The organism is Ruegeria sp. BC7, assembly GCF_056539165.1.
On the sequence record NZ_JBQFUL010000001.1, the window covers coordinates 827,355 to 845,284 of the forward strand.

General features: G+C 58.0%; 13 protein-coding genes and 1 riboswitch. Of the genes, 9 read left to right on the forward strand and 4 right to left on the reverse strand.

Features of this window, described 5'->3' with window-relative positions; genetic code table 11:
- Positions 1–9 precede the first annotated feature (9 nt).
- Positions 10–699, reverse strand: a complete 690-nt coding sequence (locus ACR0KS_RS03860; RefSeq protein WP_170562803.1) for a glutathione S-transferase N-terminal domain-containing protein — start codon at positions 697–699, stop codon at positions 10–12.
- Positions 700–943: 244 nt separating this feature from the next.
- A riboswitch (SAM riboswitch) is annotated at positions 944–1,021 on the forward strand.
- A 65-nt stretch (positions 1,022–1,086) separates the two neighbouring features.
- On the opposite strand from ACR0KS_RS03860, the gene metZ reads away from it, so the two are divergent.
- A complete protein-coding gene (gene metZ / locus ACR0KS_RS03865) occupies positions 1,087–2,277 on the forward strand; it encodes an O-succinylhomoserine sulfhydrylase (protein WP_170383693.1) in 1,191 nt (396 codons plus the stop codon).
- A 172-nt stretch (positions 2,278–2,449) separates the two neighbouring features.
- Positions 2,450–3,553: a GTP cyclohydrolase FolE2 gene (folE2, locus tag ACR0KS_RS03870; RefSeq protein ID WP_170562806.1), complete on the forward strand. Its 1,104-nt coding sequence runs from the start codon at positions 2,450–2,452 to the stop codon at positions 3,551–3,553.
- A gap of 513 nt (positions 3,554–4,066) precedes the next feature.
- Here folE2 and ACR0KS_RS03875 read toward each other — a convergent pair.
- A complete protein-coding gene (locus ACR0KS_RS03875) occupies positions 4,067–4,648 on the reverse strand; it encodes a hypothetical protein (RefSeq protein ID WP_170561662.1) in 582 nt (193 codons plus the stop codon).
- Here ACR0KS_RS03875 and ACR0KS_RS03880 point away from each other — a divergent pair.
- On the forward strand, positions 4,647–6,095 hold the full coding sequence (locus ACR0KS_RS03880) for a TrkH family potassium uptake protein (protein ID WP_170383697.1): 1,449 nt from the start codon (positions 4,647–4,649) through the stop codon (positions 6,093–6,095). The genes ACR0KS_RS03875 and ACR0KS_RS03880 overlap by 2 nt on opposite strands.
- The gene (locus tag ACR0KS_RS03885; RefSeq protein ID WP_170562810.1) at positions 6,095–7,669 is read left to right on the forward strand and encodes a thiamine pyrophosphate-binding protein; all 1,575 of its coding nucleotides are present in this window, start codon (positions 6,095–6,097) and stop codon (positions 7,667–7,669) included. The genes ACR0KS_RS03880 and ACR0KS_RS03885 overlap by 1 nt, the downstream gene beginning before the upstream one ends.
- 49 nt (positions 7,670–7,718) lie before the next feature.
- Here ACR0KS_RS03885 and ACR0KS_RS03890 read toward each other — a convergent pair whose 3' ends face one another.
- Entirely contained in the window at positions 7,719–9,452 is a 1,734-nt protein-coding gene (locus ACR0KS_RS03890; RefSeq protein ID WP_170562813.1) for a serine protease, read from the reverse strand.
- Between the two features lie 205 nt (positions 9,453–9,657).
- On the opposite strand from ACR0KS_RS03890, the gene ACR0KS_RS03895 reads away from it, so the two are divergent.
- Complete coding sequence (locus ACR0KS_RS03895) at positions 9,658–10,587, forward strand: glycine--tRNA ligase subunit alpha (protein WP_170562816.1); 930 nt, start codon at positions 9,658–9,660, stop codon at positions 10,585–10,587.
- Between the two features lie 8 nt (positions 10,588–10,595).
- On the opposite strand, the gene ACR0KS_RS03900 is transcribed toward ACR0KS_RS03895, so the two are convergent.
- Positions 10,596–11,228 carry a MarC family protein gene (locus ACR0KS_RS03900; RefSeq protein ID WP_170562819.1) on the reverse strand — a complete coding sequence of 211 codons (633 nt, stop codon included), beginning with the start codon at positions 11,226–11,228 and terminating at the stop codon, positions 10,596–10,598.
- A gap of 91 nt (positions 11,229–11,319) precedes the next feature.
- Here ACR0KS_RS03900 and ACR0KS_RS03905 point away from each other — a divergent pair, with 91 nt between their 5' ends.
- The 4 genes from ACR0KS_RS03905 (at position 11,320) to ACR0KS_RS03920 (ending at position 17,898) form a co-directional block, all read left to right on the forward strand.
- On the forward strand, positions 11,320–11,841 hold the full coding sequence (locus ACR0KS_RS03905; RefSeq protein ID WP_170562822.1) for a DUF6446 family protein: 522 nt from the start codon (positions 11,320–11,322) through the stop codon (positions 11,839–11,841).
- Positions 11,842–11,846: 5 nt separating this feature from the next.
- The gene (gene gltS / locus ACR0KS_RS03910) at positions 11,847–13,061 is read left to right on the forward strand and encodes a sodium/glutamate symporter (RefSeq protein WP_170562825.1); all 1,215 of its coding nucleotides are present in this window, start codon (positions 11,847–11,849) and stop codon (positions 13,059–13,061) included.
- Positions 13,062–13,070: 9 nt separating this feature from the next.
- The gene (gene glyS, locus ACR0KS_RS03915) at positions 13,071–15,293 is read left to right on the forward strand and encodes a glycine--tRNA ligase subunit beta (RefSeq protein ID WP_170562828.1); all 2,223 of its coding nucleotides are present in this window, start codon (positions 13,071–13,073) and stop codon (positions 15,291–15,293) included.
- Between the two features lie 64 nt (positions 15,294–15,357).
- Positions 15,358–17,898: a putative PEP-binding protein gene (locus tag ACR0KS_RS03920; RefSeq protein ID WP_480693126.1), complete on the forward strand. Its 2,541-nt coding sequence runs from the start codon at positions 15,358–15,360 to the stop codon at positions 17,896–17,898.
- Positions 17,899–17,930: the final 32 nt, after the last annotated feature.

Here is a 17,930-nt window from a genome sequence, read left to right on the forward strand (position 1 = left end):
TCGGTAGGCTCACCGCTTGAACAAAACCTCTTGTGACTGCTTGCTTCTGTGGTCACCGCGCAATTCGGCATGTAGTGCGCGCCCGGCCTGAACGCCTGGACGTGCGCTGACAGTCTCAAGCCAGCGCGTGAAGTGCGGCTTATCTTCCAACACCTGCTGTTGTCCTTCCCAGAGGCTGGCCCATCCCCAAATCGACATGTCGGCGATGGAATAGAAATCACCCGCAACATACTCGTTCTCGGCCAGCCGACGATCGAGCACTGCGTATAAACGCCCAACCTCGGTGCGGTAACGATCTTTCGCGTAGGGCAGGTCCTGCGGTGGATCCATTTGAGGGGCGTATTTCAGGAAATGATGCGCTTGACCCGCCATTGGTCCGACGCCACCCATCTGCCACATCAGCCATTCCTCAACCGTGACACGGTCGCGTTCGGTGGTTCCGTAGAACCGACCGGTCTTTCGGGCCAGATACATCAGGATCGCACCGCTTTCAAAAACCGAGATTGGCTGGCCATCCGGTCCGTCCGGGTCGACAATTGCGGGCATCCGGTTGTTCGGAGCGATCTTCAGGAACTCGGGGTCGAATTGGTCGCCCTTGCCGATATTGATCAGATGAGTTGTGTATGGCAGGTCCATCTCCTCCAGCGCGATGGATACCTTCCAGCCATTTGGCGTGGGCCAGAAATACAGATCGATCATGATGTCTCCTCAGGTTGATAGGATCATGGGGCTTTCTGAACGAAGGGCAACAGTTCTTGTGGTCGGGCAGAGCAAGTTGCAGCGTCACCGCGTTGAACCCGACTATTCGCGTCTGCTTGTTATCGCGCAAGATGTTGTGGTGCGGTTTAGCCGCAGCTCTATGACACATCGGCGCAGGGAAGGTTCCAGAGCCGTGACGTCGCGCCCGTCAGGGTTGACGTGCTGGCAACTGAGGCGTATGCGCAACGCAATACGTGGCGATTTGTTACCGGATTGCGGGCCACTCTAAACAACACCGCTAAAAGGTCAGGATGAAAGGCCCCTTTCGCTTGACCGCGTCTGGGGTTTTTTTGATGCCCTTGCCAGACAAGGGCCGAGAGGAATGACATGAGCGAGAGCTGGAACAAACGCACCCAAGCCGTCCACGGCGGCATTCGTCGCAGCCAATATAATGAAGTGTCCGAGGCGATATTTCTGACGCAGGGCTTCGTGTATGAAAACGCTGAACAGGCCGAGGCGCGGTTCATCGAAACCGGCCCGGATGAGTTCATTTATGCCCGCTACGGCAATCCGACCGTATCCATGTTTGAACAGCGCATCGCCGCGCTTGAGGGTGGTGAAGACGCATTTGCCACCGCCTCTGGCATGGCAGCGGTAAACGCGGCGCTGACCTCGATGTTGAAGGCCGGGGATCACGTGGTTTCGGCCAAGGCGCTGTTTGGCTCCTGTCTCTATATCCTTGAGAACATCCTGACCCGCTTTGGCGTTGAGGTAACCTTTGTCGACGGCACTGACCTGGATGCTTGGAAGGCAGCGATCCGTCCCGACACAAAGGCCGTGTTTTTCGAGTCCATGTCGAATCCGACGCTCGAAGTGATCGACATCGCGGCGGTGGCCCAGCTCGCCCACGCTGTTGGTGCGACCGTCGTCGTTGATAACGTCTTTTCGACCCCGGTCTTCTCGCGTGCGATCCAGCAGGGCGCGGATGTGGTGGTCTATTCTGCGACAAAGCATATCGACGGGCAGGGGCGGGCGCTTGGCGGCGTCATCATTGGGACTAAGGACTTTATTCGCGGAACCGTGGAGCCGTATCTGAAACACACCGGAGGCGCGCTCAGCCCGTTCAACGCGTGGGTAATGCTGAAAGGTCTGGAAACGATGGCTCTGCGGGTCAACGCGCAGGCTGAGTCCGCGCAGATCATTGCCGAGGCGCTGGAAGGGCATCCCGCGCTGGAGCGCACATTGTACCCCGGCCTTAAAACGCACGCGCAGAACGCTTTGGTTCAGTCCCAACTGGGTGGCAAGGGCGGTACTGTTCTGTCGCTGGACATCAAGGGCGGGAAAGAGGCAGCGTTTGCCTTCCTTAACGCGATGGCGATCCCGGTGATATCCAACAACCTTGGTGATGCAAAGTCGATTGCAACCCATCCTGCAACGACAACCCATCAGCGCCTGAGCGATGCGCAAAAGGATGAGCTGGGGATCACACCGGGCCTGATCCGCTTTTCAGTCGGGCTTGAGGATGCAGGCGACCTGCTTGCCGATATCAAGCAAGCATTGGACGTTTCTCAGCGATAAGGGGGGCTGCTGGGCTGATATCCTGCGCTATGTCGTATAAGTGTGCAGGGGGCAAACCCTGTTTCCTGCACAGAAAATCGATCCGGGCTGCGTTTTGGTGCGTATACGGTTACACTGGAAAACACGCCAAAGCTGTATATAGTCCGGCGACCAACCCGAGGAGCCCTCTCTGATGAACGTGCACCCCCGCGACATTAACGATGCACCCGACCATGACGAGGCTGCGGCCGCGCTGAAAGTGTTGCGCAAATGGGCGGAATCCGCGACCGAGACAGAGATCAGCCAACTCGATCCCGCTATCGCCCGTCTTGTGCCGGGGTTGGTGCCGGTAAACTATCCCTCACTGTCTCGGGACTACCCCGAGGATTTCAAAGTTGACCCCGAGTATCGCGCCACGCTGCCCGATCTTCAAAACGGCCCGTCCAGCCTGATCCGTGGCGCGAAGCAGCAGATTCAGCATGTCGGTATCTCGAACTTCCGCCTGCCGATCCGATTTCACCGCAAACAGGGTGAAGACCTGACACTTGAGACGTCGGTCACCGGCACGGTTAGCCTTGATGCTGAGAAGAAGGGCATCAACATGTCCCGGATCATGCGCTCTTTCTACAAACATGCCGAGCGCACGTTCAGTTTTGAGGTCATGGAGGCCGCGCTGGACGACTATATGACTGATCTGGACAGCTTTGATGCACGGATTCAGATGCGGTTCTCGTATCCCGACAAGGTGAAAAGCCTGCGGTCCGGTCTTGAAGGTTATCAGTATTACGACATCGCGCTGGAACTGGTTGAGCAGAATGGCGTGCGCCAGAAGATCATGCACTTGGATTACGTCTATTCCTCGACCTGCCCATGTTCTCTGGAGCTGAGCGAGCACGCTCGGTCCACGCGCGGACAACTGGCGACGCCGCACTCGCAGCGCTCGGTCGCGCGGATTTCTGTTGTCGTGGATTGCGACGCAGACTGCCTGTGGTTTGAAGACCTGATCGAGCTGTGCCGCCGTGCGGTTCCGACTGAAACTCAGGTGATGGTCAAGCGCGAAGACGAGCAGGCATTCGCAGAGCTTAACGCGGCCAATCCGATTTTTGTCGAAGATGCGGCCCGGTTATTCTGCGCCGAGTTGTTGGCGGATCATCACGTTGGTGACTTCCGCGTTGTTGCCAGCCATCAGGAAAGTCTGCACAGCCACGACGCTGTGTCAGTCCTGACCGAAGGTCCGACTTTCGTGGCAGCCAGCTTGGACCCGCGGTTGTTCACGACCCTTTTCCACGTCGGGTGACCTTCGCGGTGAGTTAAAAAAGTCTCAGAATCTGTTTGGAGGCGGGTTTCTGCCGCAGTGCAGCAAAAAATGCTGCGAACGCACGGTGTTTCAAGCTACACTCGTGCGTAATGCAGCCGTGGCATGTTCCGCTTTTCATAGGCCGTTGCCACTCCAAAGGAAGCTGAGACGTGCGACGCCCTAGCCTGCAAAATAATTCATTCCGCCTGAGAAATCGGGTCGGACAGGGCTGTTTTCTCTTTCGTAAGCTGCATAGTTTTCAGAGGAGAGACTACCTATGAACCCGATTTCCCAACCGCTGGAATTTCAGGCTGCTGCCATTCGTATGGCTGGCTATGCGGTTAGTAACCAGATGAAAATAATGCAAATTTTGGCGCGCTCAGCGATGGATTTGCCCTTTGCGTCGGTACATGCCCTGCACGCGTCGTCGTCGGTTCCGGCACCGGCAAAGCCGAAGGCGAAGCCCAAGCCGAAAGCCAAACCTGCGGCCCGTGCCACAAAAACCAAGACTGTTCAGGCCACAAAACCGAAGCCCGTCGTGACGGCAAACGCATCAGCCAAGCCGAAACCCGAATCGGCTGCACCGACAGCGCCGAAAACAACGCCAGCCAAGGCGAAGCCAGCAAGCGCAGCCGCAAAACCTGCCGCTAAACGTCCGGCGGCCAAACCTGCAACCGCCAAAGCGCCAGCACCCAAACCGACAACACGAGCGGGCCGGACCACAACGCCAAAGCCCGCCGCGCCCAAAGCAGCGCCTGCAAAAACCAAGCCTGCAGCGACCGCCGAAGCGACGCCTGCGGCTGCCAAGGCAGCGCCGAAAAAAGCAGCACCGAAGCCCGCCGCGACCAAAGCTAAGGCAGCACCCACTGTGGCCAAGCCTGTTGCGCCCAAGGCTGCTGCAAGTGCCGCAAAACCTAAAACGGCGACAAAAACAGTCGCAAAAAAGGATGAAACACCAAAACCTGCGGCACCCGTGCGGCGTACAAGGTCTCCGTCCAAGCCGCCGGCAATGCCTGCCCCGGTTAGCAAAACGGATAAGTAAAACCGGACTATAGCTTGACACCGTCGTGCAGGCGCGCCAACGCTGCGCCTCATGACGGATATGCGCCCGGTTGGATATGTGATTGGCCTGTTGGTCGCCATTCTTGGGGCGACCATGGTGCTGCCGCTGCTTGCGGACCTGATCGAAGGTCGCGGCGAATGGCCGGTTTTTCTTGAAAGCGGTGTCATAACCATCCTGACCGGCGTGGTTCTGGCCATGAGCTGCTCGAACGGAGTGGGCGAGGGGCTGACCATCCGGCAGACCTTTTTGCTCACAACCGGAGTTTGGGTCGCCCTCCCGTTCTTTGGAGCGATACCGTTTTTGTTCGGCGAAACCGAACTGCGTTTTGTGGACGCCTATTTTGAAGCAATGTCCGGGCTGACCACGACAGGTTCCACCGTGATTTCGGGATTGGATGACCTTCCGCAGGGCTTGCTGTTGTGGCGCGGTGTCCTTCAGTGGCTGGGCGGCATCGGGATCATCGTTGTCGCTATGGTGTTCCTACCCGAACTCCGGGTCGGGGGGATGCAGATCTTCCGCTCGGAAGGTTTTGAGACGATGGGCAAGATTCTACCGCGCGCGCAAGAGATCGCGGGTCAGATTTCCCTGATCTATGTCTTCCTGACATTTGTCTGTGTTCTTGTGTACGCCGGCTTCGGCATGAGCTTTTTTGACGCCGTTGTCCACGCGATGACGACGATCGCAACAGGTGGTTTTTCAAACTACGACGGCTCGTTCGCCACGTTTTCCGGGCCGACGGAATACGCCGCATCGGTGTTTATGATCCTGGCCGCGCTGCCTTTCGTGCGGTATGTGCAGCTTGCAAACGGAAATACCAGTTCCTTGTGGCAGGACAGCCAGATCCGAGCTTTCCTTGCGACCATTTTGGTGCTCGTCGTTGTCATGACGGTGTTTCTGCTGTCAGTTTTCCCGCGCCACTGGGAGCAGGCATTCCGGGAATCCCTGTTTAACATCACGTCGATCATTTCAGGCACAGGCTATGCCAGCGTCGATTACATGACATGGGGTAGCTTTCCGGTCATGGTGTTCTTTCTGATCGGTCTGATCGGTGGCTGCGCGGGATCGACCGCATGTTCGATCAAAGTGTTCCGCTATCAACTTTTGTTTGCATCAATAAAGACGCAGATACGCCGAATACGATCACCGCACGGCGTGTTTATGCCTCTCTACGGCGGGCGGCCCATCGGTACGGATGTCCTGACCTCGGTCATGAGCTTTTTCATGTTCTTCGTTCTGTCGATGGGCGTTTTGGCCTGGGCGTTGGCGTTGACGGGGCTGGACTTTATCACGTCAGTCTCAGGCGCTGCGACCGCTCTGGCCAATGTCGGTCCCGGTCTCGGAGATCAGATCGGACCCGCCGGGAATTTTTCGGGGCTAAGTGATACGGCGAAATGGCTGCTGTCGATCGGAATGTTGGTCGGGCGTCTGGAACTGCTGGCTGTCTACGCCTTGTTCACGGCGCAATTCTGGAGAAGTTGATGAAAAGACCCCTTGGCGCTCAGATTTCCCACATGCTGAAGGACCGTGGTGTCGATGTTATCTTTGGTATTCCCGGCGTTCATAACCAAGAGATGTACCGCGGCATCGAGGAGGCAGGCATAACGCATGTCTTGGCGCGGCACGAGCAGGGTGCTGGCTTTATGGCCGACGGATATGCGCGCGCGACGGGCAAGCCCGGAGTGGCATATGTGATTACGGGGCCGGGTTTGTGCAATGTCATGACACCGATGGGGCAGGGGTTCACGGACTCGGTGCCGATGTTGTTGATTTCGTCCTGTCTGGACGAAACGCAGGCGTTGCATGGTCAGTTGCATCAGATGAAAGACCAGCGGGCTGCGGCTGAAACAGTGGCGGACTGGTCTCATCAAGCCAATACCGCTCAGGCGGCCTATGGGCTTATCGAGCGTGCATTCGAGGAGTTCGAGCTGACTCGTCCTCGCCCCAAGCACATTCAGGTTCCGATAGCCCAGCTTGAAGCCGAGGCCGACCCCGCGCCGTTTCCCAATCAGTCGGGGCTGCGGACAAAGGCTCTCCCGCCGGATGTTGCGTCGGTGCTGTCGATGCTCAATATCGCGCGTCGGCCGCTTTTCATCTTGGGTGGCGGGACACGATCAAACCTCTGGCGGCAAATTTTGACGCAGTTGGGGGCCGCTTGTTTCACGACATTTGCTGGCCGCGGTATGGCAGGGCTGGACTATGAGCTGGATTTCGGCGCTGCGCTTACGCGTCCGGGAAGCGCAGATATCATCGCCTCGGCCGATCTCGTGATCGCGGTCGGGGCCGAGCTTGGCGAGGTCGATTTGTGGCGAGATCGGCTAGGACATACAGCGAATCTTGTGCGGGTGGATATCGATCCTAAGGTGCTGTCTGATCACCATCGTGCAGCCATAAAGCTGCAAGCGGATGGTGAGAGTTTTGCGCATTCACTTTGGGCCTCAGTTGATCACGTGAAACCTGCCACGGGCTGGACTGCGGAGGAAGTGGCCGAGGCGCGGGCCCGCTGGCGCGCGGAAGTGGATGCTGAACGTCCGGGTATTGTTCCAGTCATAGACGCGCTGCGTGCGGCGATGCCCTCGGACACGATGATTTATTCGGACATGACCCAGTTTGCCTACGTCGCCAAAGAAGTTTGGGACATGGCGTATCCTTACCATTGGCATCACCCGACGGGTTTTGGCACGCTGGGTTATGCGCTGCCGGCGGGGATCGGCGGCGCGGTTGCCCGCCGTGGAAAGCCAACGGCTGTGATCGCGGGGGACTATGGGTTTCAGTACACCATGATGGAACTGGGGGCGGCGGTTGAACTTGGACTGTCACTGCCCATAATTCTTTGGGACAATGGCAAATTAAAAGAGATCGAAGACAGCATGATACGCAGTCAGATCGCACCCAATGCCGTCGTCGCGCATAACCCTGATTTCTGCCAACTGGCACAAGCCTACGGCGCTTTGTCGGCGACCCCGTCAAATCTTGAAGATTTGCAGGATGCTGTTCGCGCGGCTTTTGACGCACCTGTCCCAACTTTGATCCGGGTCACGCCGGACATACATTAGAGCGACAACGCCGCTGGCAAAAGCGGCGCTGAGTTTTTTGCAGGTGTGGTTAGTCCCAGCAATGAACCAACACGGTCATTCCATTTGCCCGGCGGTTCAGTTCGTTGGGTGTGACTTGTGTTGTCGCCTGACCAGATTGGCCTGATAGTCCGGCTTTGCCCAAAACCTCATTCAGCCGATCCGCGGATGCGGCCAGGCTGACCGACGCGGGCAGGGTGCGTCCCTCGGACGGAGTTGGCAACAGCATGCCAACGACTTGGCCACTGTCATCAAATATCGGACCGCCCGCATCGCCGGGTTGAGCGGCCAAAGCAAGGCGCTTTATGCCTTCTTCACCGTTCAGTCCGCGCACATCGGCAATCTGTCCATATGTCAACGTGGGTGCACCCAACGCGCCTTCGTAAGAGAACCCGGAAACCGCGACTTCGGATTGAATTCTAGGGGTGCCCGCCCGGAATTCCGCAATACTGAGAGGGGCCAGATCGACTTTGGGGCGTAGGACCGTAACGCCGAGATCGATGTCAGTCCAAGCGACTTGCAGTTCTTGATCGCCGTCAAGCGTCACGCGTGCGCAACTGTCCACCGCTTCGGCGACCGTAAGAACAGTACCCTTGGCATCGGCAAAGAACCCAGATCGAGAGAGGCGTGGCTTACGGACCTGCAACCCTGATACAAGGTCGATGCGTTGCCCTGCGTTTTCACCAACTGCGGGGTCCAGAACCGCGCTGTTTGTGGCGAAGCTGGCCTTCATAGCCGCAAGTACGCGCGCGCGGCGCGCCTCGTCCCCGTCGGGCCAGACGAGCGTAAAGCCCTTGATAGCCCCGTCTTTCAATTGCGCTTCGGTATAGGACCCAATGCCGTTGCCGCGCCCCTCAAGCGTAAAGCTATCCCCGCGCAACTGCCTTGGACCGTCCAAGGGAACAATCTCAAGTGATTGCATGACTTCGTAAAGTGCGCGCAGCGTGGCTTTGCTTCCGTTTTGACTGATCAGCAATACCTTGGCATCCAGACTTGACGTGCCGTTGAAATGAACGAATGGAGCCTCATACCGGTCAAATGCAACCGCGCCCAGCGGCAGGTCCAAATCAATCCCGGCTTGCGGGTCAGAATAACGCTTCATTCCAACGCTGATCAGGGGGGCATTGAAGTCGTCCATCAATGCCTGCCTCTGAGCAGTGGTCAGCACACCCGTGGCGTCATAGCCGTTGAAACGCTGCCAATCGCTCATGGATCGGCGGGTGCCGGGACCAAATGCGCCATCGATTGTCGAGTTGTAGAACCCCGCGGCCTGCAGCGCAGTTTGCAGGTCTTTTCGATCCTGAGAAGTCAACAAGCGTTCACTTTGAAGGGCTTGCGCGCGGGTTTCGTCAGATACTTGCGGCGTCAGCCCGGTCACAGGCTGCTCGGGCGCAGGCTCGACCGGAGGGGTCACGACCCCGCGATCCAGAATATTGACTCCGACGGGCCAGAACTGCTGCTCAAGGGAATTCGAGAATGCGATATAGCTGTCTGCGGGGATTTGCCCTTCGGCGCGGTAAACCCGGAGGACTTGTTCGGCGTCACTTTGCAAATACGGTCCAATAACAATGGCATACCAGCCAGAGCTAAGGCGAAACCCGTTTACGTCCGGCAGGACGTTGGCGTACGCCTGCGCCCGTTCCTGGGCCTCACGCAGCGAGGGCTGCGCCTCAACCTGAACCCAGACGCCAGCGTCTTGTTGGGCAAATACGGCGCGCACGCCAAAGAAGAATAGAAACAGAATTGCAGTGAATATGCGTGTCATTGTCTGCCCGTGTCCGCGGTGTTTTATCTTTCGATCAGAATACGCGATTTGAGGGGCTAAGCGCTATGCCCCGATTACGGGGAATTTCCAGTGTGGCGGTGCAGTGACAGCCAAAGCGCACTGGAACGTTGACGCCCCTTTGCCCCTTGCATAGGAAGGGCAAAACCCATCGGAACCGGGCGCGTGGTCGCCCAAAGGGAATGTCATGACCGAACAGTCCAGTGCACCTCGTTCTTTTCAGGAGATAATCCTGCGGCTTCAGACCTATTGGGCCTCGAAAGGATGTGCCATTCTACAGCCCTACGACATGGAGGTTGGCGCAGGTACGTTCCACCCGGCGACCACTCTGCGCGCGTTGGGGTCAAAGGCTTGGGCAGCCGCCTATGTGCAGCCCTCGCGCCGTCCGACGGACGGGCGCTACGGTGAGAACCCTAACCGGTTGCAGCACTACTATCAGTATCAGGTGCTGATCAAACCCAGCCCGCCGGACCTGCAGGATCTGTATCTGGGGTCGCTTGAGGCGATCGGGATCGACATGAATCTGCATGACATCCGCTTTGTCGAGGATGATTGGGAAAGCCCGACTTTGGGCGCGTGGGGTCTGGGCTGGGAAGTCTGGTGTGACGGCATGGAAGTCAGCCAGTTCACCTATTTCCAACAAGTCGGTGGACATGACTGTGCGCCGGTCTCAGGCGAGCTGACCTATGGGCTGGAGCGTCTGGCCATGTATGTGCTGGGCATCGATCATGTCATGGACATGCCGTTCAATGATCCTCAGTCTCCCAGCCCTTTGAAATACGGCGATATTTTCAAGCAGACCGAGGAAGAATACGCCCGCTGGAACTTTGACGTTGCCAATACCGAAGTGTTGCTGCGTCAGTTTGAGGAGGCAGAGGCCGAATGCGCCAACATTCTTGCTCAGGAACATGACGACCCGAAAACCGGCAAGCGTATCGTGATGGCGCACCCGGCCTATGACCAGTGCATCAAGGCCAGCCACATGTTCAATCTGTTGGATGCCCGTGGCGTGATTTCGGTGACAGAACGTCAAGCCTATATCGGTCGTGTTCGAGCTCTGGCCAAGCAATGCGCCGATGCGTTTGTATTGACCGAGGCCGCCGGGTTCGGGGGCTGATGGGGCGTTCAGGCCAATCCGGGCAACAGAACCTTCAGGCCGTCTGCGATCATCCCGATGGCAATGGCAGACAGGATCATGCCCATGAAACGGCTCATGATCACCCGCGCATTCGCAGACAGCCGTTTGGCCAGCGCCGAGGCGTTCCAGAAGGTGATGAACAGCAAGAACAGCACAGCCAGGAAAACGCCCGAGTAGATCATGACGTCAACTGGTTTGGAGACGTGGTGAGCGTACAGGATCAGCGTCGTGATCGTGCCGGGGCCAACGAGAATGGGAAAGGCCAGAGGATAAAAAGCCACGGTGTCGGGTTCGGGGTAGGATTGCTTTTCCCCTTCCGTGCCGTGATGGGTGGTGCTTTCGGTGCCGCTCAGCATGTTCAGCCCGATCATGAGGACGACCAGTCCGCCCGCGACGCGCAGGTCGTCCACGCTGATGCCGAAAAGACCAAGGGTTTTATTGCCTATCGCGGCGAACGCTCCACCCAGTATCAGGCAGTAAAGCGCGGTCTTGGTGGCGACCTTTCTTTGGTCGGTGGGCGACAGGCCATCTGTTACGCTCAGAAAGACGGGCAGGTTGGTGATCGGGTTCATGATCGCGAACAACGCGCCGAAAAATCCGGCTGCAAGGGTGGGATCCATTCCGTATGCCTCAACTCAACCTGTACTGGATTGAAACCTGTCGCATTTTTCGCAAGTTTGAAAGAGGCCGCGTGATCAGGATGTGGGAACTATGACTGGAAAACTGCTTGCCATCCTTCTGCTCGTGTCCGCTGCCCTTGCGGGAGCGGCCATGTACTATCTTCAGGTGTATGGGTTCTACTATTCCGTAGAGCCCAAAGCGGGCGAGGATGTGACTTTGTTGGCCGCAGAAGACCAGGCACCCGTAGCGATCCCATATTCCGCGTTTCAAGCGATAGATGCCGACAGCTCGCCAATTCGCTATCGTGCGTGTTTTGAAACGGATCTGGCGGTGACTGACCTTGCGGGGTTTGTACCGATAGAGGACCCCGAACCGCTGACGGCTCCGCGATGGTTTGATTGCTACGACGCTGCGGCGGTGGCGGATGCTTTGGACTCCGGGCAGGCGCAAGCATTTGTCGGCGTTAAAAACATTCACTACGGTGTTGATCGCATTGTCGCCATTACCAAAGACGGCAAAGGATATGTCTGGCACGCGCTGAACAACTGCGGGGAAAAGGCTTATGACGGAACCGTAGTGGGCGAGGAGTGCCCACCAAGGCCGCAGGAATGATCGCAATGACCGAGGAAATGTTGGAAATTCCAAGCTTTCTGACGGCAACTCTGGGGTTCGCTGTCTACCTCATTGGTGCTGAGATCAATGCGCGAACGGCTGTCCTGCGTCAGTTCAATATCCCCGAGCCTGTAACGGGTGGCCTGTTGGCGGCGGTTTTCTTTTTGTTGCTGTATCTGGTTTTCGGATTCGAGATGACGTTCGACCTGGCGGCGCGAGATTTCCTGTTGGTGGTGTTTTTCGCGGGTATCGGTCTGAATGCTCGGTTTTCTGACTTAATATCAGGCGGCAAGCCGCTGATTTTGCTATTGGTTTTGACACTGGTGACGATCGTCGCCCAAAACATCGTCGGCGCGGTCGGAGCGGTGACGTTCGGGTATCCAGCGCAGGCTGGCGTGCTGTTCGGCTCGGCCGCTCTGATCGGAGGGCACGGAACAGCCATAGCCTGGGCGCCAGAGGTGGGCGCTGTAACCGGATTGGCCGGAGCGACCGAACTTGGCGTTGCAGTGGCCACCTTGGGTTTGGTTCTTGCAGCATTGGTCGGCGGTCCAATCGCGCGTTTGTTGATCGAGGGGAAGGGGCTGACACCGGATCGTCCGGACGAAGAGCACACAGTTGGGCTGCCGGAAAGCCCGAGTGAAGCCGCTTCTAAGATTGACCATCTGACGATCATGCGGGTGATGCTTTACCTGAATATCGCGATTGTCCTTGGGTACATGCTGAACGAGGCGATAACGGCCGCTGGGTTGCGGCTTCCGCTATTCGTGCCTTGCCTGATCATGGGCATTGTCATCGCCAACCTGCGGTCCGTACTAACCCCATCCGCTCCGCCAGTGGCGCGCACACCGTCGCTCGCGCTGATTTCCGAATTCTCGTTGGGCGCGTTTCTGGCCATGTCGCTCATGAGCTTGCAGTTGTGGACCATTGCCGAACTGGGGCTTGCTATCGTGGTGATCATGGCCGCGCAGACCATATTTGCCGTTGTATTCGTGATCTGGGTGCTATTCCCGGTGATGGGCAGCAACTACCGCGCCGCAGTTCTGGCAGCCGGGTTCGGCGGTTTCGCTTTGGGCGCGACACCCACCGCAATTGCAAATATGACCGCCGTGACCAAGAGATATGGCCCTTCACCTATTGCCTTTATCGTGCTGCCCCTTGTATCCGCCTTCTTTGTGGATATCGCCAATGCCATCGTCATCCAGACGATCGTCAATTTCTAAGGACCGACAATGCCCGACCTGCTGATCGAACTGTTTTCTGAAGAGATCCCCGCGCGTATGCAAACCCGCGCCGGTGAAGATCTGAAAAAGCGGGTCACCGACGGTCTGGTCGAGGCCGGTTTGACCTATGCCGGGGCCGCTGCCCTGACTACGCCGCGCCGCCTGACACTGGCGGTGGACGGGCTACTGGCGGAAAGCCCGACCATCCGGGAAGAGCGTAAAGGTCCGAAGGTTGGCGCGCCGGACAAGGCAATCGAAGGTTTTCTGCGCGGCGCGGGGCTTTCCCGCGACCAGTTGGAGGAGCGTGAAACCCCCAAAGGTGCGGTCTACTTCGCCACTATTGAAAAAACGGGTCGTCCAGCGGCCGAGATTGTGGCCGAGGTTCTTGAAGCCACGATCCGCAATTTCCCTTGGCCCAAATCAATGCGCTGGGGCAGTGGTCCATTGCGCTGGGTGCGGCCTTTGCACTCGATCCTGTGCATTCTCAGTGACGAGACCGGAGCGCAGGTCGTTCCGCTGGAAATTGAGGGGATCAAATCCGGTGATAAAACGGGTGGTCACCGGTTCATGGCGCCCGATCGGTTCTCGGTCACGTCGTTTGACGACTACGCCGCCAAGTTGAAACGCGCTTTCGTGGTGCTGAACCCGGCTGACCGGGCCGAGCATATTTGGAACGACGCCCACAACATGGCTTTTGCAGCAGGGCTGGAAGTCGTTGAAGACAAGGGTCTGCTGGCCGAGGTCGCGGGGCTGGTCGAATGGCCCGTGGTTTTGATGGGCAAGATCGACGACGAGTTTCTGGACCTGCCGCCCGAGGTGCTGCAGACCTCGATGAAAGAGCATCAAAAGTTCTTCTCGGTGCGCAACCCAAAGACAGGGCGGATCGAACGTTTCATCACAGTCGCCAACCGTGAAACCTCTGACAACGGAGCAACCATTCTGGCGGGGAACCAAAAGGTGTTGTCGGCGCGTTTGGCGGACGCAAAGTTCTTTTGGGAGAACGACCTGCGCATCGTCAAGGCAGACGGCTTCAGGCCGTGGGTGGACAAACTGAATTCTGTGACATTCCACGCAAAGCTGGGATCGCAAGGCGAGCGTGTGGCGCGTATTGCTGAACTGGCGCATGAATTGGCACCGGCCGTCAACGCAGACCCTGCTTTGGCGATGATGGCGGCACAAGGGTGCAAGGCCGACCTGTCTTCGGAAATGGTGTTTGAATTCCCCGAGCTTCAAGGCTTGATGGGTCGCTACTACGCCGAGGCCGCTGAACTTCCATCCGAAGTGGGGCAGGCCAGCGAGGAACACTATTCTCCCTTGGGTCCGTCAGACGATGTGCCGACGGCACCTGTATCTGTTACCGTGGCGCTTGCGGACAAGCTGGACACGCTGACCGGGTTCTGGGCGATTGATGAAAAGCCGACTGGTTCCAAGGACCCGTTTGCGCTGCGCCGTGCTGCGTTGGGCGTAATTCGGTTGGTATTGACGAATGACTTGCGTCTGAAATTGGATCGCTACTTTGACGCGCAGCTTGTTCGGGCCGAGGCTGCGATGAATGACACTTTGCCTGCGGAAAACGTCAAGGAGCTGTTGGATGAGATCGCAGATCACGGCGTATTTGGCGCGGCGTTCCGGACTGTGAAAGACAAGGTGGGTGAAATCTCGACCCCCGAGTTCCTAAAACTGGAACAGAAGATTCCCGACACTTCGGTTGATCTCCTCTCTTTCTTCCACGACCGCCTCAAAGTTTTCCTGCGCGATGAGGGCATCCGCCACGACATCATCGACGCCTGTATCGCGATGGACGGCAATGATGACCTGAACCTGTTGGTCAAACGCGCTCGCGCGCTGAATGAGGTGATCGCGACCGAGGATGGCGAAAACCTTGTTCAGGGCTTCAAGCGCGCCAATAACATCCTCACGCAGGCCGAGGAAAAGGATGGCGTCGAATACTCTTATGGCGCTGATGTGAAATTCGCAGAGACTGACAGCGAAACGGCCTTGTTTGCAGCTTTGGAAGCGGCGCAGTCCAAGATCAACTCCGCGTTGAAGGCAGAAGATTACCCGCTGGCCATGACGACGATGGCGGCCCTGCGCGGTCCTGTGGATGCGTTCTTTGAGGATGTGCAGGTCAATACCGACAACGATATTCTGCGGCGTAACCGTCTGAACCTGCTGAGCCAGATCAGGCAGGTGTGTTCTAGTGTCGCGGATTTGACCAAGATCGAAGGCTGACCCAGAACGCGCTTGCGTCAACATTGCATGGGCTTATGCTGCGGTCAGTTTGAAAGGTGCCGCAGTGCAGAATAACCCGCATACCACGCTTATTACTTCGACTGCGCCTGTCGCCACCACAACGCATGGTGGCCGGGCGAAATGTCTGCAACGCCTTGTCCGTCTGGACCTGCCGGTGCCGCGCACAGTGGCCCTGTCCTTCGATGCCGTTCAACAGATCGCCAATGGACAGGTTCCCGATATCGAGTCGATACTCGAACAATTCGATCAATCGGCGCTTTTGTGTGTGCGGCCCAGTTCTGAAGACCCTGATTGGGGTGGGCCAGGGGCGATCCTGAACATCGGGATGAATGATGCGCGCTATGTTGATCTTTCGGATTCAATGGGCGTCGAAGCAGCGGCGGCGCTGTATTTGCGGTTTGTGCAAAGTTATGCCGTGCATGTTGCGCGTCTGGACGCTGATGTGTTCGACGATATCGACGCTGACGGTCGCGAAGGTCTAAGGCAGTCGCTGCGTGCGTACGAGGACGAAACAGACGAAGCCTTCCCGCAAGACCGGGGCGAGCAGTTGGTTGCGGTTTTGCGATCGATGGCCCGTGCATGGGATGGAACGTCCGCGCGTCTTCTGCGCCAGGCCAAAGGTGCGCCAGCGGACGCTGGACTGGGGCTGGTCATTCAGGAAATGATCCCGGGGGTTGGGCAGGGTGAGTGCGGGTCAGGTGTGCTGCAACTTGTTGATCCGACGACCGGTTTGCCTCAGTTAACCGGCCGCTACCTAAGCCAGAGTCAGGGTAGGGACGCTTTGGGCGAGGGTGTCGCCGCGCTGTACCTCGAAAAAGACCCGCGCGGGAAGTCGTTAGAGGACGTTGCGCCTGAGGCATTTGCAGAGCTCAAAACACATGCTGCACTGATGCGTATCAAGTTACGCGAGGAAATGCAGGTCGAGTTCGTCATCGAGAACGGCCATATTCATATTCTGGATGGCGTCCGCGTCCAGCGCAGCGCGAGGGCTGCGATGCGCATTGCCGTGCGTCTGGCTGAAGACGGCATTATCCCACCGCAAGAGGCGGTAATGCGGGTCGATCCGCACTCTTTGAACGAATTGCTGCACCGTCAGGTTCACCCAGAAGCGCGACGGGATGTTCTTACAACCGGCATCGCCGCCAGCCCCGGCGCTGCGACAGGCAAAATCGTGTTTACCGCTGCCGAAGCGCAGGCGAGCGCAGCCCGAGGAGAGCCTTGTATTTTGGTCCGCCGCGAAACCTCGCCCGAGGACGTGCGTGGGATGCATGCAGCCGTGGCCGTTCTGACAGAAAAGGGCGGGATGACCAGCCACGCCGCGGTTATCGGGCGCGGATTGGGGTTGCCTTGTATTGTCGGCGCGTCAGAGATGCGGTTCCAGACCAAGAAAAAGCTGCTGACGGCCCCGGATGGGCGTGCGTTCAAAACCGGCGACATCCTGACAATCGACGGTTCGTCCGGGCAAGTTCTGGTGGGGCAACCGGCCATGCTAGAGGCTGCTTTGGACGATTGCTTCCAAACCCTCATGGGCTGGGCCGATGCCGAGCGTGACATCGCAATCCGCGCAAACGCTGATACGCCCGCCGATGCGCAAACGGCTCGCAATTTCTTGGCGCAGGGGATCGGCCTGTGCCGGACCGAGCATATGTTCTTTGACCCGGGCCGTCTGATCGTGATGCGCGAGATGATCTTTGCACAAACGTCATCCGGGCGCGCTGCGGTGCTAGAACGGCTGTTGCCGATGCAGCGAGAGGACTTTGTTCAGCTTTTCCGTATCATGGAGGGGCAGCCGGTCTGCATCCGGTTGTTTGACCCGCCCTTGCACGAGTTTTTGCCAACAACGCGCGGTGGGCAACGCGAATTGGCCGAGGCTTTGGACCTGCCGGTCTCAGATGTCGAGCGTCGTGTTGCGGCCATGACCGAATACAACCCGATGCTGGGTCTGCGCGGGGTTCGTCTGGGTGTCACAGTCCCTGAAATCTACGACATGCAGGCGCGTGCGATCTTTGAGGCGACGCTTGAAGCCAGCAAAAACGGTGCACCCGTGGTGCCTGAGGTGATGATCCCGCTGGTTTCGGCCAAGCGTGAGGTTGAACTTGTGAAATCCCGTATCGATTCCGTCGCGGCCTCGGTCGCATCCGAGCAAGGGCAGGAGTTTGAATACCGTCTGGGTGTCATGGTCGAAACACCGCGCGCGTGCCTGCGGGCGGACGAGATCGCGCCGCAGACCTCGTTCCTGAGCTTCGGGACAAACGACCTGACCCAGATGACCTATGGTCTTTCCCGAGACGACGCCGGGCGCTTTATGTCCGCATACGTCCGGCAGGGCGTCTTTGCCGAAGACCCGTTTCATGTGCTTGACCCGGATGGCGTAGGCGAACTGCTGAGACTGGGCTCCGAGCGTGGCAGGCAGGCCCAACCGGACGTGACTTTGTCGGTTTGCGGTGAACACGGGGGCAACCCCGAATCAATCGCCATCTGCAGAGAGCTGGGATTCGACTATGTGTCCTGTTCTCCGTTCCGCGTTCCGGTCGCTCGGCTGGCTGCCGCACAATTAGCGATTTCGTCCAGACTTGGGGGTTGACACTTACTCTTTCCGCTAGGATTAGTAGGAAA